The sequence below is a fragment of the Motilimonas sp. 1_MG-2023 genome (assembly GCF_030547455.1).
Lineage (GTDB): Bacteria > Pseudomonadota > Gammaproteobacteria > Enterobacterales > CBDFNC01 > Motilimonas.
The window spans coordinates 1-20,009 of the sequence record NZ_JAUOPX010000035.1 but is presented as its reverse complement, the minus strand read 5'-3'; the positions used below and the strand labels follow the sequence as shown (position 1 = coordinate 20,009).

Below are 20,009 nucleotides of genomic sequence, written 5' to 3'. Positions count from 1 at the left end.
ATTGATGTCCACTCGTAGCATAACCAATAACGGCATCGCCACCAAATGGGCCCTTTGTGGTCTCTATTGTGTGGCGCTGCCCAAAGATGATGTTCCAGCCAACTTAGCTAATACCTGTGCGATTGATCTAAGTGATGAATTTGTCTTGAATTTAGCTCAAATTCCAGCAAGGGAAAGACCTAGCATAGTTGACGTACATGGCTGCGCTCAATGGCTCGACAATCGCGCTGCGTTGTTGAGTTATTGTCAGCAATTATTAGCTCGCCGAATAGATATAAAGGCTGGCGAAAATATTGAAGCCCGATCTTCAATTGTCATCCCCGTTAATGGTGCGGGTCTACCTGCTTGGCTGCGCTCGCGCCTATCAGCAGATGCTAAAACAAGTCTAAATGCATCATTTGGTTTGTTGCTCACGTTTATGCCAGTGCCGATTGCGTTAAAGCAAGGCATTAAGATGCTAGCGCGGTTAAGGCAAGTTTTACCCGAACCATTGAAACAAACAGCTAAGCCAAATGCGAAGTTAGCTAAATATTGGCAGCGGCAATTATCCGGCGACGACGATCTGGCCTCTTGCATATTTAACTTGGTTCAAAGCTTGAAGCAGCGGCAATTGCAGCAGCATTATTGGTACGGCGTCATGCATCAAAGCCGTCAGGCGTATCTTGAGCTTGCAGGTATGGTGAACGCTGAGCAGCCAAGGGTAGTCGCATCAGCCACATTAGTATTTGAACAGGGCAACCAAACTGCCACACCATGGCCACTGCTTTGTACTGAGCCTTCAGCTACTTTACCAATCGAGTCTACCTTTGATTCGGAGCCATTAAATTGGCAAGTGTTTTGGCCTGTTACCGCGCTGAATAAGACAGAATTAATTGCTAAGCTCAACCGTATTTTAGCTTTGCCAACCAGTCAGCGTTATCAGCAGATGCTGAATGACTTAAATGCCTACCAACAACATAAAACCTCAACGGATACTCAAAATACCAAAGGGTTGATTTCGGTATTAGTTGCCAGCGAAATAAATGCACTGGATGGCGAGGTTAAGCAATTATTAGAAAGACTTGGGCAACAGACCGCGTTAAGCCAAGCGTCAATACAAACACCAGCTGGCAGTGCAGTGCGCCAAGTTAAAGATGATCAGCAAGCTTCGTTTATTGCTGACAGTGTTTGTTTTGTTTATCCGGGGATCGGCACATGTTATCCCGGACAGTTTCATGATTTGTCGCGGTATTTTCCTCGTTTGTATCAAGCATTAGACACAAACGGTGAATTGGCTGAGCTATTAGCTGCGCGTCATTTTTTAGCAGATGGGCAAGGCACTGACAAGCTGACCACATTGGCACAAGCCGGCGTGGGTAGCGCTTGGTTACTCAGTCACTTATTACAACAGCTTAACATCACGCCTGCTTATGCATTCGGTTACAGCCTAGGCGAAGTAAGCATGTGGGCCGGTTTGTCATTATGGCAATCGCCTCAAGTGCTTGGCGAGCGGCTAGCAAAATCAGTGGCCTTCAACAGTGGCATTACCGGTGAGTTAAACGCCGTCGCGCAGCACTGGCAGTTAACACCCGAGCAAGAGGTGCATTGGGCCAGTTATTCGCTGCGTTTACCCGACGGTTTTACGAAAAACCTTGTCCATTATGATAAAGCTTGGCTGGCGATTAACCACGGCGACAGCGGTATTTTGGTGGGTGATTCGCAGCAATGTCAGCAATTATTGAATGAAACAGGCGTAAGAGCGATTAAGGTCGGATTTGTCACGGCGATGCACACACCTGCGGCGCAATACTATGGCGACGAAATAGCGCAAATATTTCACCTGCCGCTATCGGAGCAAGGCCAAGCGCTTGCGCTGCAGGCATCAAGGAAACAGCCTGCGGTTAAGTTATTCTCCAGCGCGAACTATCAACCAGTGAATGTTTCAAGTGACGCCATCAGCCAAAGTATTCGTGATTGCTTTTGTCAGCCGTTGGATTTTGCCCATTTAACGCAGCAAGTGCATCAAGCAGGCGCGCGTATTTTTATTGAAGTAGGCGCGGGGCGAAGTTGCTGCACGCATATAGATAAAATACTGCAACATCAGCCTCATGTGAGTTTAGCCACCAATGGCAAGGGGCAAAGTAGTAGCCGCAGTCTATTACGTTTATTGGCTCAGCTGGTCAGTTTAGGTCTTAAGCCCGAACTAGATAGTTTATTTGGCCGTCACTTTTCTCTATCTCTTTATCAACAACAGGATCAATCCATTTAATGACCAGTATTGCCATTGTCGGTATCGCACATTTATTTCCAGGTAGTCATGATCTTGAGGGGTTTTGGCAAAATTTACAGCAGCAACGTGATTCACGCACACACGTCAATCCCGCGCGCCAATGTGCCGATCCTGCCGATTTCTCCGGCAGTAAGGGTGACAATGACAAACATTACAGTCATCGCGGCGGGTATATCGAGCAGTTTGATTTTGATGCAACTGGCTATCAAGTATCTGCTGAGCAATTAAGTCAACTTGACTGCCACCAGCACTGGATCTTACAAGTTTGCAAGCAAGCCTTGCTTGACGCTGGGGTAACGTTAACGGACGAGGTGTTAAAGCAAACGGGTTTAGTCCTAGGCGCGTTATCGTTTCCGACTCAAGGCTCAAACCAAGTTTACTTGCCGCTATATCATCGCGCGGTCGAAGCAGGGTTGCAGCAAGTACTCGGGAAAGACTTTAAACTGGAGGCATTTGATCAAGACTATCACACCACTGATCACGTTAATGATCAGCAAGCCGATGCCAAACAAGGCTTGATTGCCGGCTACACCGCCGGGTTAGTGGCCAATGCATTAGGGCTTGGCCGTGGTCATTATGCTTTAGATGCGGCCTGCGCTTCTTCTTTATATAGCGTTAAGCTAGCGTGTGATGCTTTAATCGCGGGGCGCAGTGATGTGATGCTGGCCAGTGCGGTATCTGGCTCAGATCCGTTTTTTATCAATATGGGATTTTCCATTTTTCAGGCTTATCCCGCCAATGGGATTTCAGCGCCGTTCGATCAGCAAAGCCAAGGTTTATTTGCCGGTGAGGGAGCGGGAGTACTGGTACTGAAACGCCTTGATGATGCACTGCGTGATCAAGATAAGATTTATGCCACTATTGAAGGCGTCGGCCTTTCTAATGATGGCCGCGGTCAGTTTGTGCTTAGCCCAAACAGTAAAGGCCAAGTACTGGCCTATCAGCGTGCTTATCTCCAAGCGAAGCTTAAACCCAGCGACGTGGATTACATTGAGTGTCATGCCACCGGCACACCACTGGGCGATAAAGTCGAGTTGAACTCGATGTCGCAATTTTTTGGCGATGGCAAGCAGGTACCACTGATTGGCTCAGTCAAAGGTAATATCGGTCACTTGCTGACTGCGGCGGGTATGCCCAGTATTGTGAAGACCATATTGTCGATGCAACATAACCAAATACCTGCCAGCATTGGCATTAATGCGCCTATTAGCTCAGGTAATCTTGCGTGGGGCGAGCAACAATTAGTCAGGAATGCACAGCCTTGGCCAGCCAATAACAGCAGTGCGCCAAAGCGTGCAGGGGTTTCAGCCTTTGGTTTTGGTGGCTGTAACGCCCATCTAGTATTACAACAACCGCCTGCCACCGATGTAAAATCAATAGCAGCGAACAAACGTGAGTCAAGCACCACTGCAATGGCAATCACCGGCGTCGCTTGTCATGTTGGTCGCGCTGAAAACATAGTTGATTTTGCGCAAATTATGTCTGAGCAACAAGACGTGTTTGTCCCTCTGCCGCCACTGCGCTGGAAGGGCATGGAGCAACAATTACTGGCAGAGCCTGAAGCAATGAGAGGCGGTTTTATTGAACAGTTTGAGCTGGACTTTATGCAATTTAAAGTGCCACCAAATAATGATGATAGCTTGATCCCTCAGCAGTTATTGTTAATGAAAGTTACCGACCAAGCCTTGCAGGATGGCAAAGTGAAAGTTGGCGATAATGTTGCTGTGCTGGTGGCCATGTCGGCTGAGCCAGAAACCCATCAATTTCGTGGCCGAGTTAATTTGCAAACGCAACTTCCTGCCAGCCTCAAGCAAGCAGGCATTACGCTTACGTCAGCTGAGCAAGCCAGGTTACAAGCCATTGCCATGGACAGCGTGTTAGGCGCTGCCAAGTTAAATCAATATACCAGTTTTATTGGCAATATTATGGCTTCGCGAATAGCGTCACTGTGGGACTTCAATGGCCCAGCATTTACTATTTCCAGCGAAGAAAACTCCGTTTACAACTGCTTGCAAATTGCCCACGATCTGCTGGTACAAGGGGAAGTGGATGCCGTTGTCGTGGCCGCTGTCGATTTAGCCGCCAGTGCTGAAAACTTTGCTCTGCGCCAGCAATTAACGGCTGATTTTTGCGGCCATGTGAGTGACGGAGCGGGTGCGATTGTGCTGCGTTTAGCCAGTGATGAAGTGACTTCCCAGCCCTATTATGGCCAAATCACCAGCCTAAACTTTGCTACCCGTGGTCAACTTAATGAGTTAAGCGCACAAAACAATGACGCAGACATTAGCCTAGTGGACATCACCGGCAGTGATAGCCAACAAGGGCAACAGGAGTTACAACAGCGTTGTCAACAACATCATCCGAACGCCACGGTGCAAACCAGTAGCGAACAGACGGGTCACCTCTATGCTGCCAGCGGTTTGTTCAGTTTATTAAGTGTGCTGGTCAAATTAAACCCAGCTTTACCAAGTCCAGCACCACAAGGCCAATTAGCGGCGGCTTACATGCAGTGTATTGATGGCAGCTTAAGCCAAGTCACGTTGCAAAGTGCCGTTAATGCCAAAATGTTCAAGGCATTCAAGGTGCCCACTCCGCAGAAAGTCGGCTTAGTGAAAGCCGTCGGGCTTGGCGGCCCCTCTATTTCAAAAACCATAATCGAACAGGGAACAGCCTTGTCAGTTAACTTAAACACAGCCGCTCAGCCAACCACCTTGGCGCAACATGAGCAAGCAAGCCAAGTGGCACAAACGCGCCAGCAAGGTTTAAATGATTTTGCTCGACTGGTGTGCCAGACTCCTTTGCCTAAGCGCACTGAAACCTATCAAACTAAAACTTATCAGCCAAAAGCGGGCGAGATCTGGAACTATGACGATTTAGTTGAGTATTCAGAAGGCTCGATTGCTAAGGTGTTTGGCCCTGAATACGCCATCATTGACAGTTATCCGCGCCGCGTGCGTTTGCCGACTACCGATTACTTATTGGTGTCGCGGGTAACCAAGCTCAATGCCAAGGTCAACGAATACAAGCCTTGCACCATGACCACCGAATACGATATTCCGCTGGATGCCCCTTATCTAGTGGACGGACAAATTCCTTGGGCGGTGGCGGTTGAATCAGGCCAATGTGATTTAATGCTGATCAGCTACTTAGGCATTGATTTTGAAAACAAAGGTGAGCGAGTATATCGTTTACTTGATTGTACTTTAACCTTCCTCGCTGACTTGCCAAAAGGCGGTGAGACCTTGCGCTACGACATTAGCATCAATCATTTTGCGCGCAATGGCGATACCTTGTTGTTCTTCTTCTCTTATGAGTGCTTCGTGGGCGATACCATGGTGCTGAAAATGGACGGCGGCTGCGCCGGCTTTTTCACCGATCAAGAGCTAGCCGATGGTAAAGGGGTGATCAAAACACAAGATGAATTAAAGGCGCTGGCTCAAGTTGAAAAACAACACTTCACACCGCTGCTAGCCCATCAGCAAACTGCTTTTAACACAGAGGCAATCCGCCATTTGATCCAAGGCGATGTCGCGGCTTGTTTTGGCGCTGAATACGCCACTGATAAAAACTCATCACTTTGTTTCTCATCTGAAAAATTCTTGATGATTGAGCAAGTGTCCAACATTGATATCCATGGCGGCCCTTGGGGGCTTGGTTCACTGCAAGGTGAAAAATGCCTTGATCCGCAGCACTGGTATTTCCCGTGTCATTTTAAAGACGATCAAGTGATGGCGGGCTCACTGATGGCTGAAGGCTGTGGTCAACTGCTGCAGTTTTACATGATGTATTTAGGTTTACACACCTTAGTCGAGCAAGGGCGCTTTCAACCGATGGCGAACGAGCCGCAAAAAGTGCGCTGTCGTGGTCAAGTACTGCCGCAACATGGCACCTTGGTGTATCGCATGCAAGTGACGGAAATCGGTTTGCATCCGATGCCTTATGCCAAAGCCGACATCGACATAGTGCTAAATGGTAAGGTAGTGGTGGACTTTAAAAACCTTGGCGTAATGATTAAAGGGATAGCGAAAGCAGGCTTGAAATTACCTAATACCAGATTGCCCTGTACCAGCGCGCCGTTAATGGCGCAAGTGCCCGATTTGAGCGCCGAAAAAATCAAAGGCGTGGTGCCATTAAAGCATGTACCCGCGCCAGTAGTGGCGGGTGAAAACCGCACGCCTGATACTTTGCCGTTTACCCCTTATCATCTATTTGAATTTGCCACGGGCGATATTTGCCAGTGTTTTGGTGAAGACTATCGCATCTACGATGGCTTGATCCCGCCGCGCACCCCATGTGGTGATTTGCAACTCACCACCCGAGTGATTGATGTGCAAGGTAAACGCGGCGATTTAAAACATCCTGCTAGCTGTATTGCGGAATATGATGTGCCTGCTGATGCTTGGTACTTCCAGGGCAACAGCCACCACAATTACATGCCGTATTCCATCTTGATGGAAATATCCTTGCAGCCTAATGGCTTTATCTCCGGCTACATGGGCACCACATTAGGCTTTCCTGGCACCGAGCTGTTTTTTAGAAACCTCGACGGTCAAGGCGAGTTGCTGCGTGAAGTGGACTTGCGCGGAAAAACCATCGTCAACGAATCGACCTTGAAATCAACGGTGATCGCAGGGACTAACATTATTCAAAGCTTTGATTTTGTGCTCTCGACCGATGGCGCGCCGTTTTATCAAGGCAGCGCGGTATTTGGTTATTTTAAAGCCGAGGCGCTGACCCATCAACTGGGCTTAGATAACGGCAAGGTGCGTCAAGCTTGGTACTTAGAGCAAGACGCCGCCACCGTTGGCAGCAATCAAATGCCTGAGCGCATTGATTTAACCAATCAACAAAACCCTTTATTTGCCGTTGACCCGAAGCGGCCACATTACCGCTTGGCGGGAGGGCGATTAAACTTTGTTGATACCGTTTACTTGCTGCCAAATAGCGGCACGCATCAGTTAGGCTATTGCTACGCTGAGCGCACGATTGATCCAAGTGATTGGTTCTTCCAATTTCACTTCCACCAAGATCCAGTGATGCCGGGCTCATTGGGCGTTGAGGCCATTATTGAAGTAATGCAAGTGTTTGCGTTAAAACAAGGCTTAGGCGGCGAGCTTATTTCACCGCGCTTTATGCCACTGCTAAGTAATGTGAAATGGAAATATCGCGGGCAAATTAACCCGCTCAATACCTTGATGAACATTAACGTGCAGATCACCCAAGTGATCCGCGAGCCAAATAAAGTCACGCTAATTGCCAATGCCGATTTGTCTAAAGACGGTCTGCGCATTTATGAAGTTACAGATATTGCTCTTTGCATTAAAGAGACCGAGCAAGACACGGCCAATGCCGCTGCTAATGCCGAAGTTAAGGGTTAACGAAGAATGACAATGAATACACTAGAATTTTCCACCGCCAACCAAACGGCACTGCGTCAGCTGGCGCAAAATAGCTTTGTATTTAATAGCGCGCAGGGCGTCACCATTCGCCCCGATGCCAATGCTGTTAATGGCGAGTCACTATTAGCCTTTGCACCTGCTTGTGATGCCACTGAACTTGGCAGCGCCGCCTTTAAAGCCTGTCACGGCGTTAACTATGCTTATTACGCGGGCGCCATGGCCAATGGCATTGCCTCAGAAGAAATGGTAATAGCGTTAGGCCAAGCGGGCTTTTTAGCTTCATTTGGCGCGGCGGGTTTAGTGCCAGATCGTGTTAAACAAGCCATCACCACCATTCAAGCGGCGCTGCCCAATGGCCCTTATGCATTTAACTTGATCCACAGCCCCAGTGAGCCAGCGTTAGAGCGTGGCTGCGTGGAATTATATTTAAGCCATGGCGTACATACCGTTGAAGCATCGGCATTTTTGGGCTTAACCGAGCACATTGTGCGTTATCGCGCCGCAGGGTTAAGTGTGAATGCGCAAGGTCAGATCAACATAGCTAACAAAGTGATCGCCAAAGTATCACGCACTGAAGTAGCCGAAAAGTTCATTAAACCTGCGCCGGTTAAATTACTGCAAAGTTTGCTAGATCAAGGTTTGATCACCGCGCAACAATTTGAATTAGCACAGCAGGTGCCAATGGCCGATGACATTACCGCCGAAGCGGACTCTGGTGGCCACACTGATAACCGTCCATTAGTCACTTTATTGCCAACTTTGATCAGTTTGCGCGACCAGTTGCAAGCTGAATATCAATTTAGCACGCCCGTGCGCGTAGGTGCGGGTGGCGGCGTGGGGACGCCAAGTGCCGCGTTAGCTACCTTTGCCATGGGCGCAGACTTTATTGTTACCGGCTCGGTTAACCAAGCCTGTATTGAAGCAGGTGCCAGTGAACACACCAAAAAGCTATTAGCGACCACGGAAATGGCCGACGTGACCATGGCGCCAGCCGCCGATATGTTTGAAATGGGCGTACAACTACAAGTGGTTAAACGCGGCACCTTGTTCCCAATGCGCGCGCAAAAGTTATACGACTTGTATCAACAATACGACAGCATTGATGCCATTCCTGCCGCTGAGCGTGAAAAGCTCGAGCAGCAAGTATTTCGTCAACCCCTTGAAGTGGTGTGGCAGAACACCGTTGCCCATTTTAACAGTCGTGACCCTAAACAAATCGAGCGCGCGCAAAATAACCCTAAACGCAAAATGGCGTTAATTTTCCGCTGGTACTTAGGCCTTTCCAGCCGCTGGTCAAACCAAGGCGAAGTAGGGCGTGAAATGGATTACCAAATTTGGGCAGGCCCCGCACTGGGCGCGTTTAATGCGTGGACCAAAGGCACGTATTTAGCTGAATACCAAAACCGTAAAGTGGTCGATGTGGTTAGTCACTTAATGACTGGCGCAGCTTATTTACAACGCATTCAATTGCTAAAAAGCCAAGGGCTGCTGCTAGCGCCTGAGCTGGGGCAGTATCGAGTGTCATGAGCTGTTGATGGTCATGTTAACGTGAGATGTTTGACTTTGAGACGCTCACGATTAACCTTTTTACCTGTAACTAAAGCAAGTTATTGAAGTATGTTGAAATTTTAGTACGGTGGGAATGAAGCTATTCACATAACAGGCATAATGGTAGCTTTGGTCTGCGCTAGGGCTTTTATGTATTCTGTTGATAACGCAGATACTTCTTTGCAAAGCTATTATTCTTTTGAATACAGTATAAAAAGTGAGTAGGGTCCACAAGAACTGATAGATGTAACCAACTGATTAATTGCTAGAGCGTATATTTAGAAGTACGCGAGTAAGACAAACCAAAGAAGAGAGCCATAAACGTGACGTCTAAATTAAAGTCGCCGACAAAGGGTAATATCGAAATGAATCAATCACTCTCACTGGTCAATATTAAGGCCAATAACTTTAAGTCGTTGGTGGATTTCTCAATGCCGTTTAGCCAGTTTAACTGTCTAGTTGGCTTAAACGGCTCGGGTAAGTCGACCGTATTGCAGTTTATTGATTTTCTCTCTCAACAGATTAGCGGTGATATTGATGAATGGTTAGAAAGCCGTCAATGGCGTGCGAAAGATTTGAATTCAACGCTTACCAAGCTATCTAATATTTCTTTTACGGTAGAGCTGTCTGATGCTGGTAATCCAGTCATTTGGGAAGCCAGCTTTAACCGCACGGAGTTGTACTGCACGGCTGAGAAAATTATTTGGGGTGGCAGAACGCTACTTAATGTTGCTGATGGTAAGTTTTCACTGCCGACGGAAGAGCTGCAAGCCCCCATCACCTTTGCCTACCAAGGTTCGATTCTATCCCAATTACGAGAAAACCAGCTTCCTAAAGAGCTGGTGAAATTTAAGACCTTCTTCAATGAGCTAAATGCTTTAGACATGCTTTCACCCGATATGCTTCGAGATCAACACATCAGTGGTAAAACACTCGGTGCGGGCGGTAAGATGCTATCGAGCTTTATTAGCAAGATGAGCAAAGACGAAAAATCGAACTTAGTAACGACGCTTACAGGCTTATACCCAAACTTGGTCAAGGTAGATGCTACTGTTCAAAAATCGGCAGGCACCGTTAGGCTTGACATAGAAGAAAAGTTTGGTGAGAAGGTCATCAAGACCGAAGCGAGGCACATCAATGATGGCTTACTTCGCTTTATGGCGATCTTTGCCCAGCTAACCAAAAAGCAAAGTGCGTTGTTATTGGATGAAATTGAAAATGGTGTGAACCCAGAGCTAATTGAAAAGCTAGTAGATAGCTTAGTAGAAGCAAATACCCAAGTTATTATCACCACCCACAGCCCAATGATCCTTAACTACATGGAAGATGAAGTAGCCAAAACCGGCGTCGTTTATATCTATAAGAATAAGGCGGGAGTTACTCAAGCCATTCGCTTATTCGATCTCCCGTATATGCTGAACAAGTTGAAGTTCATGGGCCCAGGTGAAGCCTATGAAGACACTATTCTTGAGGACCTTGTAACTGAAATCGGCCGATTCAAATTACTTAATGGTTAAGAGGTCATAAAATATGTATTTAGTTGTCAGTGGTGAAGGCGAAACCGATATCGGTAAAACCAATGAGGCAATAGGGCCACTCAGTAAGCTGATCGATAAATTTATAGAACAGCATGCCCAGTACTCATTGTTAGAGACAGGCATGCTCGAAGTGATCCATGAAGCACGAATTACCGAAATCTCTCGTAATAAAAAGATAATCAAGCCTTTATCAAGGCGCGGTAAAAAGACCCCACCCGAAACTCGTGAGTTTTACAGTGCTGCACGTGCGCTAGCACATTTGGCGCTGAACGCAGGTATTCAGCCAAGTCTAGCGGTTTTATTCCACGATTCTGACAGTAATAAATGGCCTGACTATGAGACCAAACGTATTTCGATGGAATATGGCTTTGAAGCTCAAGGCTTTGATAATGGCGTCCCTTTTGTGGCTCAACCCAAGTCAGAAGCATGGCTTTTATGTGCGTTGAAAAACCGTTATCAACACTGCTCTGCATTTGAGGGGCGTTCTGGTAATGACGCTTCGCCTCAATCTTTAAAAGATGAACTAAAAGCGCACTTAGGTGAACCTCCAACCCGAGTAAAACTCAATCAATTGGTTGATGATGGTCAGATCGATCTATCACAAATCACAGATATGAAATCGGTGATCGATTTTCAAGAGTCGATGAAAAAAGTGTTAGGACGCATACTGAATAAGCGAACGTTATGATTGACCACCTTAGCTAGCGCCTTGAAAGCCAAAGGCTATACATAGAAGCGTTACACAAAAAAGGCGAACATCGTTGAAAGTTATTCTATTACCCGGCATGGACGGCACAGGGTTACTTTTTGAGCCGCTGGCTCAGCAATTATCGCGCCGGTTGGATGTTGAAGTTGTGCCGCTTAATGATGTGTCAGGCGATAGCTACGTTGAATTGGCGCAGCAAATTGCCAAGGGGATTCAAGGCGAAAAAATCATTTTAGTGGCGGAGTCCTATTCAGGGCGAATTGCGTATGAGTTATGCCATATTCTTGGTGAACGTATTGTAAAAGTTATTTTTGTTGCGAGTTTCATTTCTCGCCCTTCAAGTATTGCTCGATTAAGTGTGTTGGTACCTGCCTCCTTTATTCAGTCCAAGTTTATGCCTGATTGGCTACTAAATGTAAGTTGTTTTAGTGGCTTAGGTAGCCAAGCGCAAATTAGCTTGGTGAACAGGGCGATTGATCAAGCGGGTTCACTAAAGTTGAAACGCCGATTGTCGATGATGGCTGTCATGGATACCCCCCGTGATCATTTAGCTATTCAAGCGGTTTATATACGGCCAATACAGGATCGTTTAGTCGATGCTAGCGCGGTGCACGTTTTGGCAAAAGTGTTTACCCAGCTTGACATAGAAAAAGTGGCGGGTGGTCACTTCATTGCGCTCGCACAACCCGAGGAATGCGCAAACATTATTTTACGGGCTGCCGAGTTATAAAGTGACACGCTATCGAATATTCAATACCTGTATCCAATGGGCATTTTGAGCCGATTTCCTTCATTAAGATAACCTTTTGCAATGGGCAGCTGGATGTCATTAAGAAGTTGGTATCCATTTTCATCGTACACTTCACTGTAGTGATAGGCAGCAATCACCTCGCTAAACTCTGCCTTATCGTTGTAAACCACTTTGATGCCAAATCCGGCTGTGGATTTAGCGCCAAACAAACTCGTTGCATGTTCATTTAACCATTGTTTGAAAGGAGCGGGTAGATCGGTACATGTTGCTGGATTGTCTGCTAAATAGGCGCAACCTGAACTTTCAATTAGCACATAAGGTAGGGTGGCAACCTTGCCCTGGAAAATGTCGCCAACGAGATGTAAAAAGCCTAGCGCTTCGGGCTGGTAAGTGATTGGCTGATCAACAATACGCCATTTAGGGGCTTCAAATACATTGAGTACGGCTTGATATTTGTCTTCAAAGTACAGCGCAATAATGATTTCATCATCCGTAAGCTGATGGGTGTTTTCAACTATGGTGACATCGGTGCCAGGGCCGACAAAGCTATAAATCATATTGAACTGGCGACCTGAGTGAGTCCACGACCAGAGCAGCCCTGAGCCGTCGTAAAACTTGTAACTACGCACAAACTTAAAATCATTCTCGGGCGCGAATTCAAGCAGTGAGGCATTTTTTAGCGCTGTGCTATGAAAGTCGGCTACATACCAATCCAGATCCGTATCGCGCTCTGCAACGGTTAAGCCCTTACCGACAAAATTACCCACCGTGTCTTTATGGCGTCTAAGATCGGTCAAGTAGTCAGGGCTGGCATCACAGCTCATTAAGAAAAAGCCGAAAAAACAAAAAATATACGATTTAAAGGGCATACACCTCTCCAAAATTGTGTAGGTAAATGCGTGCTCAGGGGGAAATATTGCAACAGCCGCAGGATGATAAGTCAAATTAACCTAAAATTGCAGTTGCTTTACGCACAAAAACTGAATACTATGCCGCCCAATTAATGAGCACTAACCAAAAGTGCTCTATACCAACTCAATTGATCAACTTACTGTAAGGAGAAAATATCATGACATTTACATTAACATCCTTTGCAGGTCTTATCCGATAAGAAACGGGTTGCTCAAATACGTCTTTGTACACTAAGTATATTTAGCTAAACACCGCGTTAACTTCGTTCCTTTCGATGATTTCAACATAGATCCAGACCTGCCAATTCGATTTTCGTTTTAATCCTATTTTTCTAATAAAGAAAAAGGAATTGGTACTATGGGCAAATCCGTCCAAAAAATTTCTGAAAACGTTAGCCTCATTGCGTCTAAAAATACGTGGATTGAAGGGCTGGCAATACAACAACTAATAAAAACAGCTCAGCTAGAGGGCATGCAGCGCGTTGCGGGCATGCCTGATTTACACCCCGGTAGAGGTTACCCCATTGGGGCAGCTTTTTTTACTAGCAACAAAATTTACCCCGCGCTGGTGGGTAATGATATTGGTTGTGGTATGTCGTTATGGCAAACCTCCGCCAAAGTATCAAAGGTCAATCTTGATAAATTAGCCAAAAAATTCACCCATGTTGAGCAGCCACTCGATGACAGCTGGCAGTCGGTTATTCAATCTAGAAAAGCGGCCAAAAACATCACCATTAATGGCTATGACCATGCCTTGGGCACCATAGGTGGGGGTAACCATTTTGCTGAATTTCAGGCCATTGATGAGATTTACAATCAAGCAGTATTAGATGAGTTAGGGTTGAATAAAAAGCACCTGCAGCTACTTGTGCACTCAGGCTCACGTGGGCTTGGGCAGTCAATTCTAGCCGCGCATATAACAAAATACAGTCACGATGGATTATCTGAAAGTGATGCCGACTTTGCCAAATACATGCAACAGCATGACGAAGCCGTGCGCTTTGCAGAGCTGAATCGTGAATTAATTGCCATGCGCTTTTTAGAGGCCATTCGCGCCAATGGAAACTGCACATTAGATATTAATCACAATTTAGTATCGGCAAAAAACATGGATGGTTTGGATGGCTGGCTACACAGAAAAGGCGCCACCCCGAGTGACAAAGGCTATGTGGTTATTCCGGGGTCGCGGGGGGATCACAGTTATCTGGTTAAACCGCTTTTAGTCAATTCAAATGAGGATGGCTCAAACCAAGTTGAAAATGGTCGCATTAGCCTATTTTCTCTGGCCCATGGCGCGGGTCGCAAGTGGCAACGCGGCGAATGCCATGGCCGCCTCGGTCATAAATACAAGCGTGAAGACTTATACCGAACCGCGCTAGGTAGCCGCGTAGTATGTGGCAATAAAGAATTGCTATACGACGAAGCACCCCAAGCATACAAAAAATGTGAAACGGTGATCAGCGATATGGTAGAAGCAGGACTAATTGAGGTGTTGGCAAGGCTGCGCCCCGTTTTAACCTTTAAAACCAATGGGGAGTGCTCAGCATGATTTTACTGCAAATATCTGCAGGGCAAGGCCCAATGGAATGCTGTAAAGCCGTTGGCTTGGCGCTCAACATGATTAATAAACAATGTTTAGATAAAGGTATCAAGTTGGATGTCGTTGAAACGATCACGGCAAAAGAACGAGAGTGCTATAAATCGGTGTTGTTGCAACTTGATTCTACCCCCGAGGATGGTGCGAGGCAAGTTGCTCTATCATGGCAGGGCGCTATGTTGTGGGTATGTCAAAGTCAGTATAGACCTAAGCACAAACGTAAAAACTGGTTTTTTAGCGGTCAAATGTATGACATTGATGACAGTCAACTTGATAACAGTGTGACTTTTCAAACATGTCGTGCGTCGGGTGCGGGTGGTCAGCATGTTAATACCACCGATTCGGCGGTAAGAGCCACCCATACCGCAACAGGTATGTCAGTGCGGGTTGAGAGTGAGCGCAGTCAACATGCCAATAAACGTTTAGCCAAGGCCATATTGTTGCAAAAGCTTGAAGCAACGAAATTGGCAACCATGACACAGCAAGAAAAGAAACGTTGGCAACAGCACTGGCAAGTTGAGCGCGGTGATCCGGTAAAAACATTTAAAGGTGAAAAATTTATCTTAAGTCATGAGCGCTCTGTGAGTAAGGGAGCGATGATTTAATGCAGCAACATCAAGTAACAAATGTACTGTTTATTTGTAGCCGTAACCAATGGCGAAGCCCAACGGGTGAGCAGGTATGGAAAAATCATCCTGCGCTAGCTGTAAAATCAGCAGGTACAAGCACAAAGGCTCATAGAAGGGTGAATGCCAATACCATTCAGTGGGCGGATGTTATTTTTGTTATGGAGCAAAAACACAAGAATAGGTTAAAAGCACAGTTTTATAAGTTGTTAATTCATAAAGATATTCAGGTATTAGATATTCCTGATGAATATCAATACATGGACAAAGATTTAGTAATTCTAATAAAACAACATGTTAGTAGCTATTTGGCGCTAACTTAAATTCAGAACATTAGAGGGTAGGGCAATGTAATTCTAGCTCAGCAGCGCATCGTCATATTCGCCATTTCAGGAATGGAGAATTAACTATGCGCTGCATAAAACCATTAAGAGATTGACCTAACGGGCAATCATAACGTTTAAGTTTGGAGTTACATAATGAGAATTAAATACCCTCGCACCCCGCACTTACCTTGGTCACCGGGGGCGACCGATGATGACCTTTACCAAGGTAATATAAGCTGTTTTGAAAACCGACAAGTCGTTGTGACAGAAAAAATGGATGGCGAAAATACCACTATTTACAGTGATTTTGTGCATGCTCGCTCGATTGATAGTCGCTTTCATCCATCCAGAACATGGGTGAAAGGATTGCAAGCTGAGATTGGTTACCAAATTCCACAAGGGTGGCGTATTTGTGGTGAAAACCTCTATGCAAGGCACTCGATTAGTTATGAAGCATTAATGAGTTATTTTATGGCGTTTTCACTATGGAATGAAAACAACGAATGCTTAAGCTGGCAAGACAGCAAACGTTTTTTTGCACAATTAGGCTTAATCACCCCGAAAGAGTTGTATGTTGGCTTATGGTGCGAAAAAACAATAAAAAATATAGTGCTGGATACAAAACACCAAGAAGGTTACGTAGTAAGAGTAACTGATGGTTTTCACTACTCACAATTTAATAAAAGTGTCGCTAAATGGGTGAGAAGTAACCATGTGATCACTGATAAACATTGGATGCATGCTGAATTGGTCCCTAATGGATTAAGCAATATAAATCTAAAAAAAGGAGGTTAAGATGAACAAACTAGCAACCTGGCTAGATAGCTTAGCCTTAGACCATTCGCCAAATTTTGCTGAATGTGTACGGTACTTAGGAGAGACATTTCCCTTATTGCACCAATTTGCTGACACTGAGCAAGACAGCATTTGGCATGCGGAAGGTAATGTGGCCATACATACAGACATGGTATTGAGTAAACTGTATGAAATATTCAACGCTGACGCCAAGCATATAACTGGCGTAAAAAGGCAGATATTGATCCTATCGGCTCTACTGCACGATATTGCAAAACCGATAACCACAAAGCGTAAGCTAATTGCGGGTATTGAACGTGTTGTTGCGCCAAAGCACGAGGAGCTTGGTGCCAGCTATTTAGCTATTAAATTGCTTGAGTTACCCCTTGAGCATAAAGTAATAAGAGCCATTATAGGGCTAGTGGGCTACCATCAGATGCCAAAAAGCCTAGTGATCAAAAATAATAGTTACAGCGACTACTTGCACCTTTCACTGCATGTAGACTTAGCACTACTTTATTGGCTTGAATTAGCGGATATGCAAGGCCGAACGTGTACAGACTCATCGCTACAAATCGATTTGCTTGAACAGTTTAGAATGTTCGCTCAAGAATATGAGCTATGGAGTGTGGATGAGCCAACAGACAATATATTAAAGCCTATTCAGGTTAAACCTTCTCGTTCTGAACAAGCCTATTTGAATGGTTATGCTGTTCGTCAGCTCGCAATTGGCCAAATAAATATAATAGAGGAAGCGCTCGCTAAGAACTACCAAGGTGCTTTAGGCTACAGCCATCTTTACGTGATGTGTGGCATTAGTGGCAGTGGTAAATCCACTTGGATTGCGCAAAACCTTAACGGATTCGAGGTTATTTCGTTAGATGAAATACGCGAAGAGATCAACGGAAAAAGAAGTTGCCAAAAAAATCGTGGTCAAATGTTGCAGCTGGCTAAATCTCGATTAAAAACAGCGTTAGCAAATAAGCGAAATGTTGTGTGGGATGCGACTAATATTCGTAAAGATTTTAGGCAAATAATTTGCGACTTTGGCCTGAATTATGGGGCGTTAATTACCATTGTTGCTTTTCAAGTAAAGGAAAGTACGCTGCGACGTCATGATAAAAGCCGGCAGCATGTTGTTGGAGATGAGATTATTAACCGCCAATTAACCAAGTTAGAGTGGCCTTCCATTACCGAAGGACACCGAATGCTTATTATTGGTGACAAAGGCAATGAATTGTTCAGGCAAGGTACGTTTTAGTTACTAGCTTGTCCTAGACTTACCCTTAGTCTGTTGTCGCCAAACACCCCCGCCACTTAGCGGGGGTTTTACTTAGTTTTAAATATGGGCTTAAGTATTGATAATATTAAAAATTTTACTTATTGCCGTGCTAATTTATCTTGGCATCGCGGCGACATTAATAATAGTTAGCAAGCCAAAAATATCCGCAGAGCAAGGTGCTGACAACATTAACTTCAACGAAATGTTGATAGATTACAATTCATTACCTGAACTGCAATATTATCAGGCCCGGGACAATACTGCGCTCGCTTATCGCCATTATCCTAGTCGGGCTAATAAAACACTCATCTTATTGCATGGCTCGGGTTGGCATAGCCAGCAATTTTTATCTTTGGCAAACTATGTCAGCAAACAAGGTTTGGCGCAGGTTTATACACCAGATTTACGCGGCCATGGGCATGATCCGAAAAGACGTGGCGATGTCGATTACATTGGCCAATTTGAAGATGATTTAGCCGATTTTATGGCAATGATCAAAACCCGCCATCCCGACACTAAGGTGATCGTTGGCGGTCATTCTTCGGGAGGCGGATTAGCTATCCGTTTTGCTGGTGGCCAGTATGGTGGGCAAGCCGACGCCTATGTATTATTAGCGCCTTTTATCTATTACAACGCACCCACCACAAAGCCAAATGCAGGCGGTTGGGCACAGCCTTATACGGGACGGATTGTGGGACTCACTATGTTAAATAACATGGGTGTTCATTGGTTTGATTCACTCACGGCAATACAATTTAACCTGCCAGAGCCACTGCGAAATGGCAGTGAAACCTTGGCTTACTCTTATCGCCTTAATACTTCTTTTGCGCCGCGAGATTATCAGCAAGATTTGAGCAGTATTAACCAGCCATTGCTGGTAATTGCAGGTACTGCTGACGAAACCATGTATGTAGACCAATACCAACCATTAATCAGTGAATACACAAAAGTAGACGTGAAGCTATTACCCGATGTGACCCATATGGGCGTAGTGGTTGGGTCAGAGGTCCAACCCGTGCTTAGGGATTGGTTAGGTAAGTTGTAAAAAGGTTTCTCCTTAAGCAGCCTGATTTAACCTGAATAAGAGAAATAGTGTGATTTCTCCTCATAAACAAGGTGAGTTAGCCAAACAAGATGGGTCGATAAAATGCATTTCAATAGCGCTGTATATAAAACCAGTGCTAATGAGGTAAATGGCAATATCTGGGGATTTGGCGCGGTAAAGTAATTGCAAAAGTCTCGCTTTGTTCACACCTTATTTATAATACCTTGATATATAATCACAAAATTAATCAGATGAATTCTTTATGGGGGCCAAATTTGATCTCGGTAAATACTAGGCTTCCTTTGTTTTCCCCTGTTTAGCTAGTTAAGGGTGGTAAAAGAGCATTTAACTGGCTGAATATTATTAATTTATTTTTTACGGAATAACGATTCTCGTGCGCTAGCGTGCGGGGTTTATACGGAATTCCGTATAATACGTGTAACAGCGTATTAAGGAAGTAAGAAGTGAAGTTGGAAAACGTAGTACCTTGGGGTAGGTCTTTAGATGAATATCAAGAAATCTTCTCATTAACGGAAGTTGATCTGGATAAATCAATTTTAGGTTGCGGTGATGGTCCCGCATCATTTAATGCTGAGCTGACAAAACTTGGTGGAAATGTTATTTCAGTTGATCCTACCTATCAATTTAGTGGTGAAGAGCTGAAAAGTCGTATAGCTTCGGTTTATGATGAAATTATGCCTCAAATGCAACTTAATAAAGATAAGTACATTTGGAAAAGCATCCCCACAGTGGAAGCGCTAGGAGAACTCCGAATGAGTGCTATGAATGCGTTCATTGATGATTACGAGAATGGCAAAGAATTAGGCCGTTACATTAATGAATCATTACCTAGCCTGAGCTTTCAAGATAAACAGTTCGATCTTGCACTGTGTTCCCATTATTTGTTTCTATATAGCGAGCATGTAAATTTAGAACAGCACATTGCATCTATCCTAGAGCTTTGCAGGGTTGCTAAAGAAGTTCGAATATATCCGTTATTATCACTCAACGGAGAAATATCACCCCACCTAAATAGTGTAATTGAAACATTGAGCGCCAAAGGATTAGTCTGTTGTCAAAAGGGTATTAATTACGAGTTTCAAAAAGGAGCCACTCAAATGCTGGTGGTTAAATCCGTGTAACATACAAGAATAGGTGTCGCGAAGCCGACACCCCATATTCAGGTGTTGGACAAGCCCGGAGCCTCGATAAGCTC

At 45.2% G+C, this 20,009-nt stretch carries 13 protein-coding genes and 1 pseudogene; 13 read left to right on the top strand and 1 reads right to left on the bottom strand.

The window, feature by feature from the left end; genetic code table 11:
- Positions 1-4: 4 nt before the first annotated feature.
- From Q4519_RS16195 to Q4519_RS16170, 6 genes and pseudogenes are all read left to right on the top strand, one after another.
- Positions 5-2,248 carry a PfaB family protein gene (locus Q4519_RS16195; protein WP_303514034.1) on the top strand — a complete coding sequence of 748 codons (2,244 nt, stop codon included), beginning with the start codon at positions 5-7 and terminating at the stop codon, positions 2,246-2,248.
- Positions 2,248-7,647: a beta-ketoacyl synthase N-terminal-like domain-containing protein gene (locus Q4519_RS16190; RefSeq protein ID WP_303514032.1), complete on the top strand. Its 5,400-nt coding sequence runs from the start codon at positions 2,248-2,250 to the stop codon at positions 7,645-7,647. The genes Q4519_RS16195 and Q4519_RS16190 overlap by 1 nt, the downstream gene beginning before the upstream one ends.
- A gap of 177 nt (positions 7,648-7,824) precedes the next feature.
- Positions 7,825-9,195, top strand: a pseudogene (locus Q4519_RS16185) (PfaD family polyunsaturated fatty acid/polyketide biosynthesis protein); the annotation flags it as partial.
- Positions 9,196-9,581: 386 nt separating this feature from the next.
- The gene (locus Q4519_RS16180) at positions 9,582-10,733 is read left to right on the top strand and encodes an AAA family ATPase (protein ID WP_303514028.1); all 1,152 of its coding nucleotides are present in this window, start codon (positions 9,582-9,584) and stop codon (positions 10,731-10,733) included.
- A gap of 13 nt (positions 10,734-10,746) precedes the next feature.
- On the top strand, positions 10,747-11,442 hold the full coding sequence (locus Q4519_RS16175; RefSeq protein WP_303514026.1) for a hypothetical protein: 696 nt from the start codon (positions 10,747-10,749) through the stop codon (positions 11,440-11,442).
- Between the two features lie 73 nt (positions 11,443-11,515).
- Positions 11,516-12,190, top strand: a complete 675-nt coding sequence (locus Q4519_RS16170) for an alpha/beta fold hydrolase (protein WP_303514024.1) — start codon at positions 11,516-11,518, stop codon at positions 12,188-12,190.
- 20 nt (positions 12,191-12,210) lie between these two features.
- Here Q4519_RS16170 and Q4519_RS16165 read toward each other — a convergent pair whose 3' ends face one another.
- A complete protein-coding gene (locus tag Q4519_RS16165; RefSeq protein WP_303514022.1) occupies positions 12,211-13,080 on the bottom strand; it encodes a hypothetical protein in 870 nt (289 codons plus the stop codon).
- Positions 13,081-13,480: 400 nt separating this feature from the next.
- Here Q4519_RS16165 and Q4519_RS16160 point away from each other — a divergent pair, with 400 nt between their 5' ends.
- From Q4519_RS16160 to Q4519_RS16130, 7 genes are all read left to right on the top strand, one after another.
- Positions 13,481-14,671, top strand: a complete 1,191-nt coding sequence (locus Q4519_RS16160) for an RNA ligase RtcB family protein (RefSeq protein ID WP_303514021.1) — start codon at positions 13,481-13,483, stop codon at positions 14,669-14,671.
- Complete coding sequence (gene prfH, locus Q4519_RS16155; RefSeq protein WP_303514019.1) at positions 14,668-15,324, top strand: peptide chain release factor H; 657 nt, start codon at positions 14,668-14,670, stop codon at positions 15,322-15,324. Before Q4519_RS16160 ends, prfH begins: the two co-directional genes overlap by 4 nt.
- Complete coding sequence (locus Q4519_RS16150) at positions 15,324-15,668, top strand: low molecular weight protein tyrosine phosphatase family protein (protein WP_303514017.1); 345 nt, start codon at positions 15,324-15,326, stop codon at positions 15,666-15,668. The genes prfH and Q4519_RS16150 overlap by 1 nt, the downstream gene beginning before the upstream one ends.
- A gap of 156 nt (positions 15,669-15,824) precedes the next feature.
- Positions 15,825-16,466, top strand: coding sequence for an RNA ligase family protein (locus Q4519_RS16145; RefSeq protein ID WP_303514015.1), 642 nt, complete (start codon positions 15,825-15,827; stop codon positions 16,464-16,466).
- Position 16,467: 1 nt separating this feature from the next.
- Positions 16,468-17,727 carry an AAA family ATPase gene (locus Q4519_RS16140; protein ID WP_303514013.1) on the top strand — a complete coding sequence of 420 codons (1,260 nt, stop codon included), beginning with the start codon at positions 16,468-16,470 and terminating at the stop codon, positions 17,725-17,727.
- Positions 17,728-17,824: 97 nt separating this feature from the next.
- Positions 17,825-18,793: an alpha/beta hydrolase gene (locus Q4519_RS16135; protein WP_303514010.1), complete on the top strand. Its 969-nt coding sequence runs from the start codon at positions 17,825-17,827 to the stop codon at positions 18,791-18,793.
- Between the two features lie 464 nt (positions 18,794-19,257).
- On the top strand, positions 19,258-19,935 hold the full coding sequence (locus Q4519_RS16130) for a hypothetical protein (RefSeq protein WP_232803560.1): 678 nt from the start codon (positions 19,258-19,260) through the stop codon (positions 19,933-19,935).
- Positions 19,936-20,009 lie beyond the last annotated feature (74 nt).

Bases quoted from the DNA above. Each gene is read 5' to 3' on its own strand.
- Q4519_RS16195 (WP_303514034.1), top strand. From the start codon at position 5: ATGTCCACTCGTAGCATAACCAATAACGGCATCGCCACCAAATGGGCC.
- Q4519_RS16190 (WP_303514032.1), top strand. From the start codon at position 2,248: ATGACCAGTATTGCCATTGTCGGTATCGCACATTTATTTCCAGGTAGT.
- Q4519_RS16180 (WP_303514028.1), top strand. From the start codon at position 9,582: ATGAATCAATCACTCTCACTGGTCAATATTAAGGCCAATAACTTTAAG.
- Q4519_RS16175 (WP_303514026.1), top strand. From the start codon at position 10,747: ATGTATTTAGTTGTCAGTGGTGAAGGCGAAACCGATATCGGTAAAACC.
- Q4519_RS16165 (WP_303514022.1), bottom strand. From the start codon at position 13,080: ATGCCCTTTAAATCGTATATTTTTTGTTTTTTCGGCTTTTTCTTAATG.
- Q4519_RS16160 (WP_303514021.1), top strand. From the start codon at position 13,481: ATGGGCAAATCCGTCCAAAAAATTTCTGAAAACGTTAGCCTCATTGCG.
- prfH (WP_303514019.1), top strand. From the start codon at position 14,668: ATGATTTTACTGCAAATATCTGCAGGGCAAGGCCCAATGGAATGCTGT.
- Q4519_RS16150 (WP_303514017.1), top strand. From the start codon at position 15,324: ATGCAGCAACATCAAGTAACAAATGTACTGTTTATTTGTAGCCGTAAC.
- Q4519_RS16145 (WP_303514015.1), top strand. From the start codon at position 15,825: ATGAGAATTAAATACCCTCGCACCCCGCACTTACCTTGGTCACCGGGG.
- Q4519_RS16140 (WP_303514013.1), top strand. From the start codon at position 16,468: ATGAACAAACTAGCAACCTGGCTAGATAGCTTAGCCTTAGACCATTCG.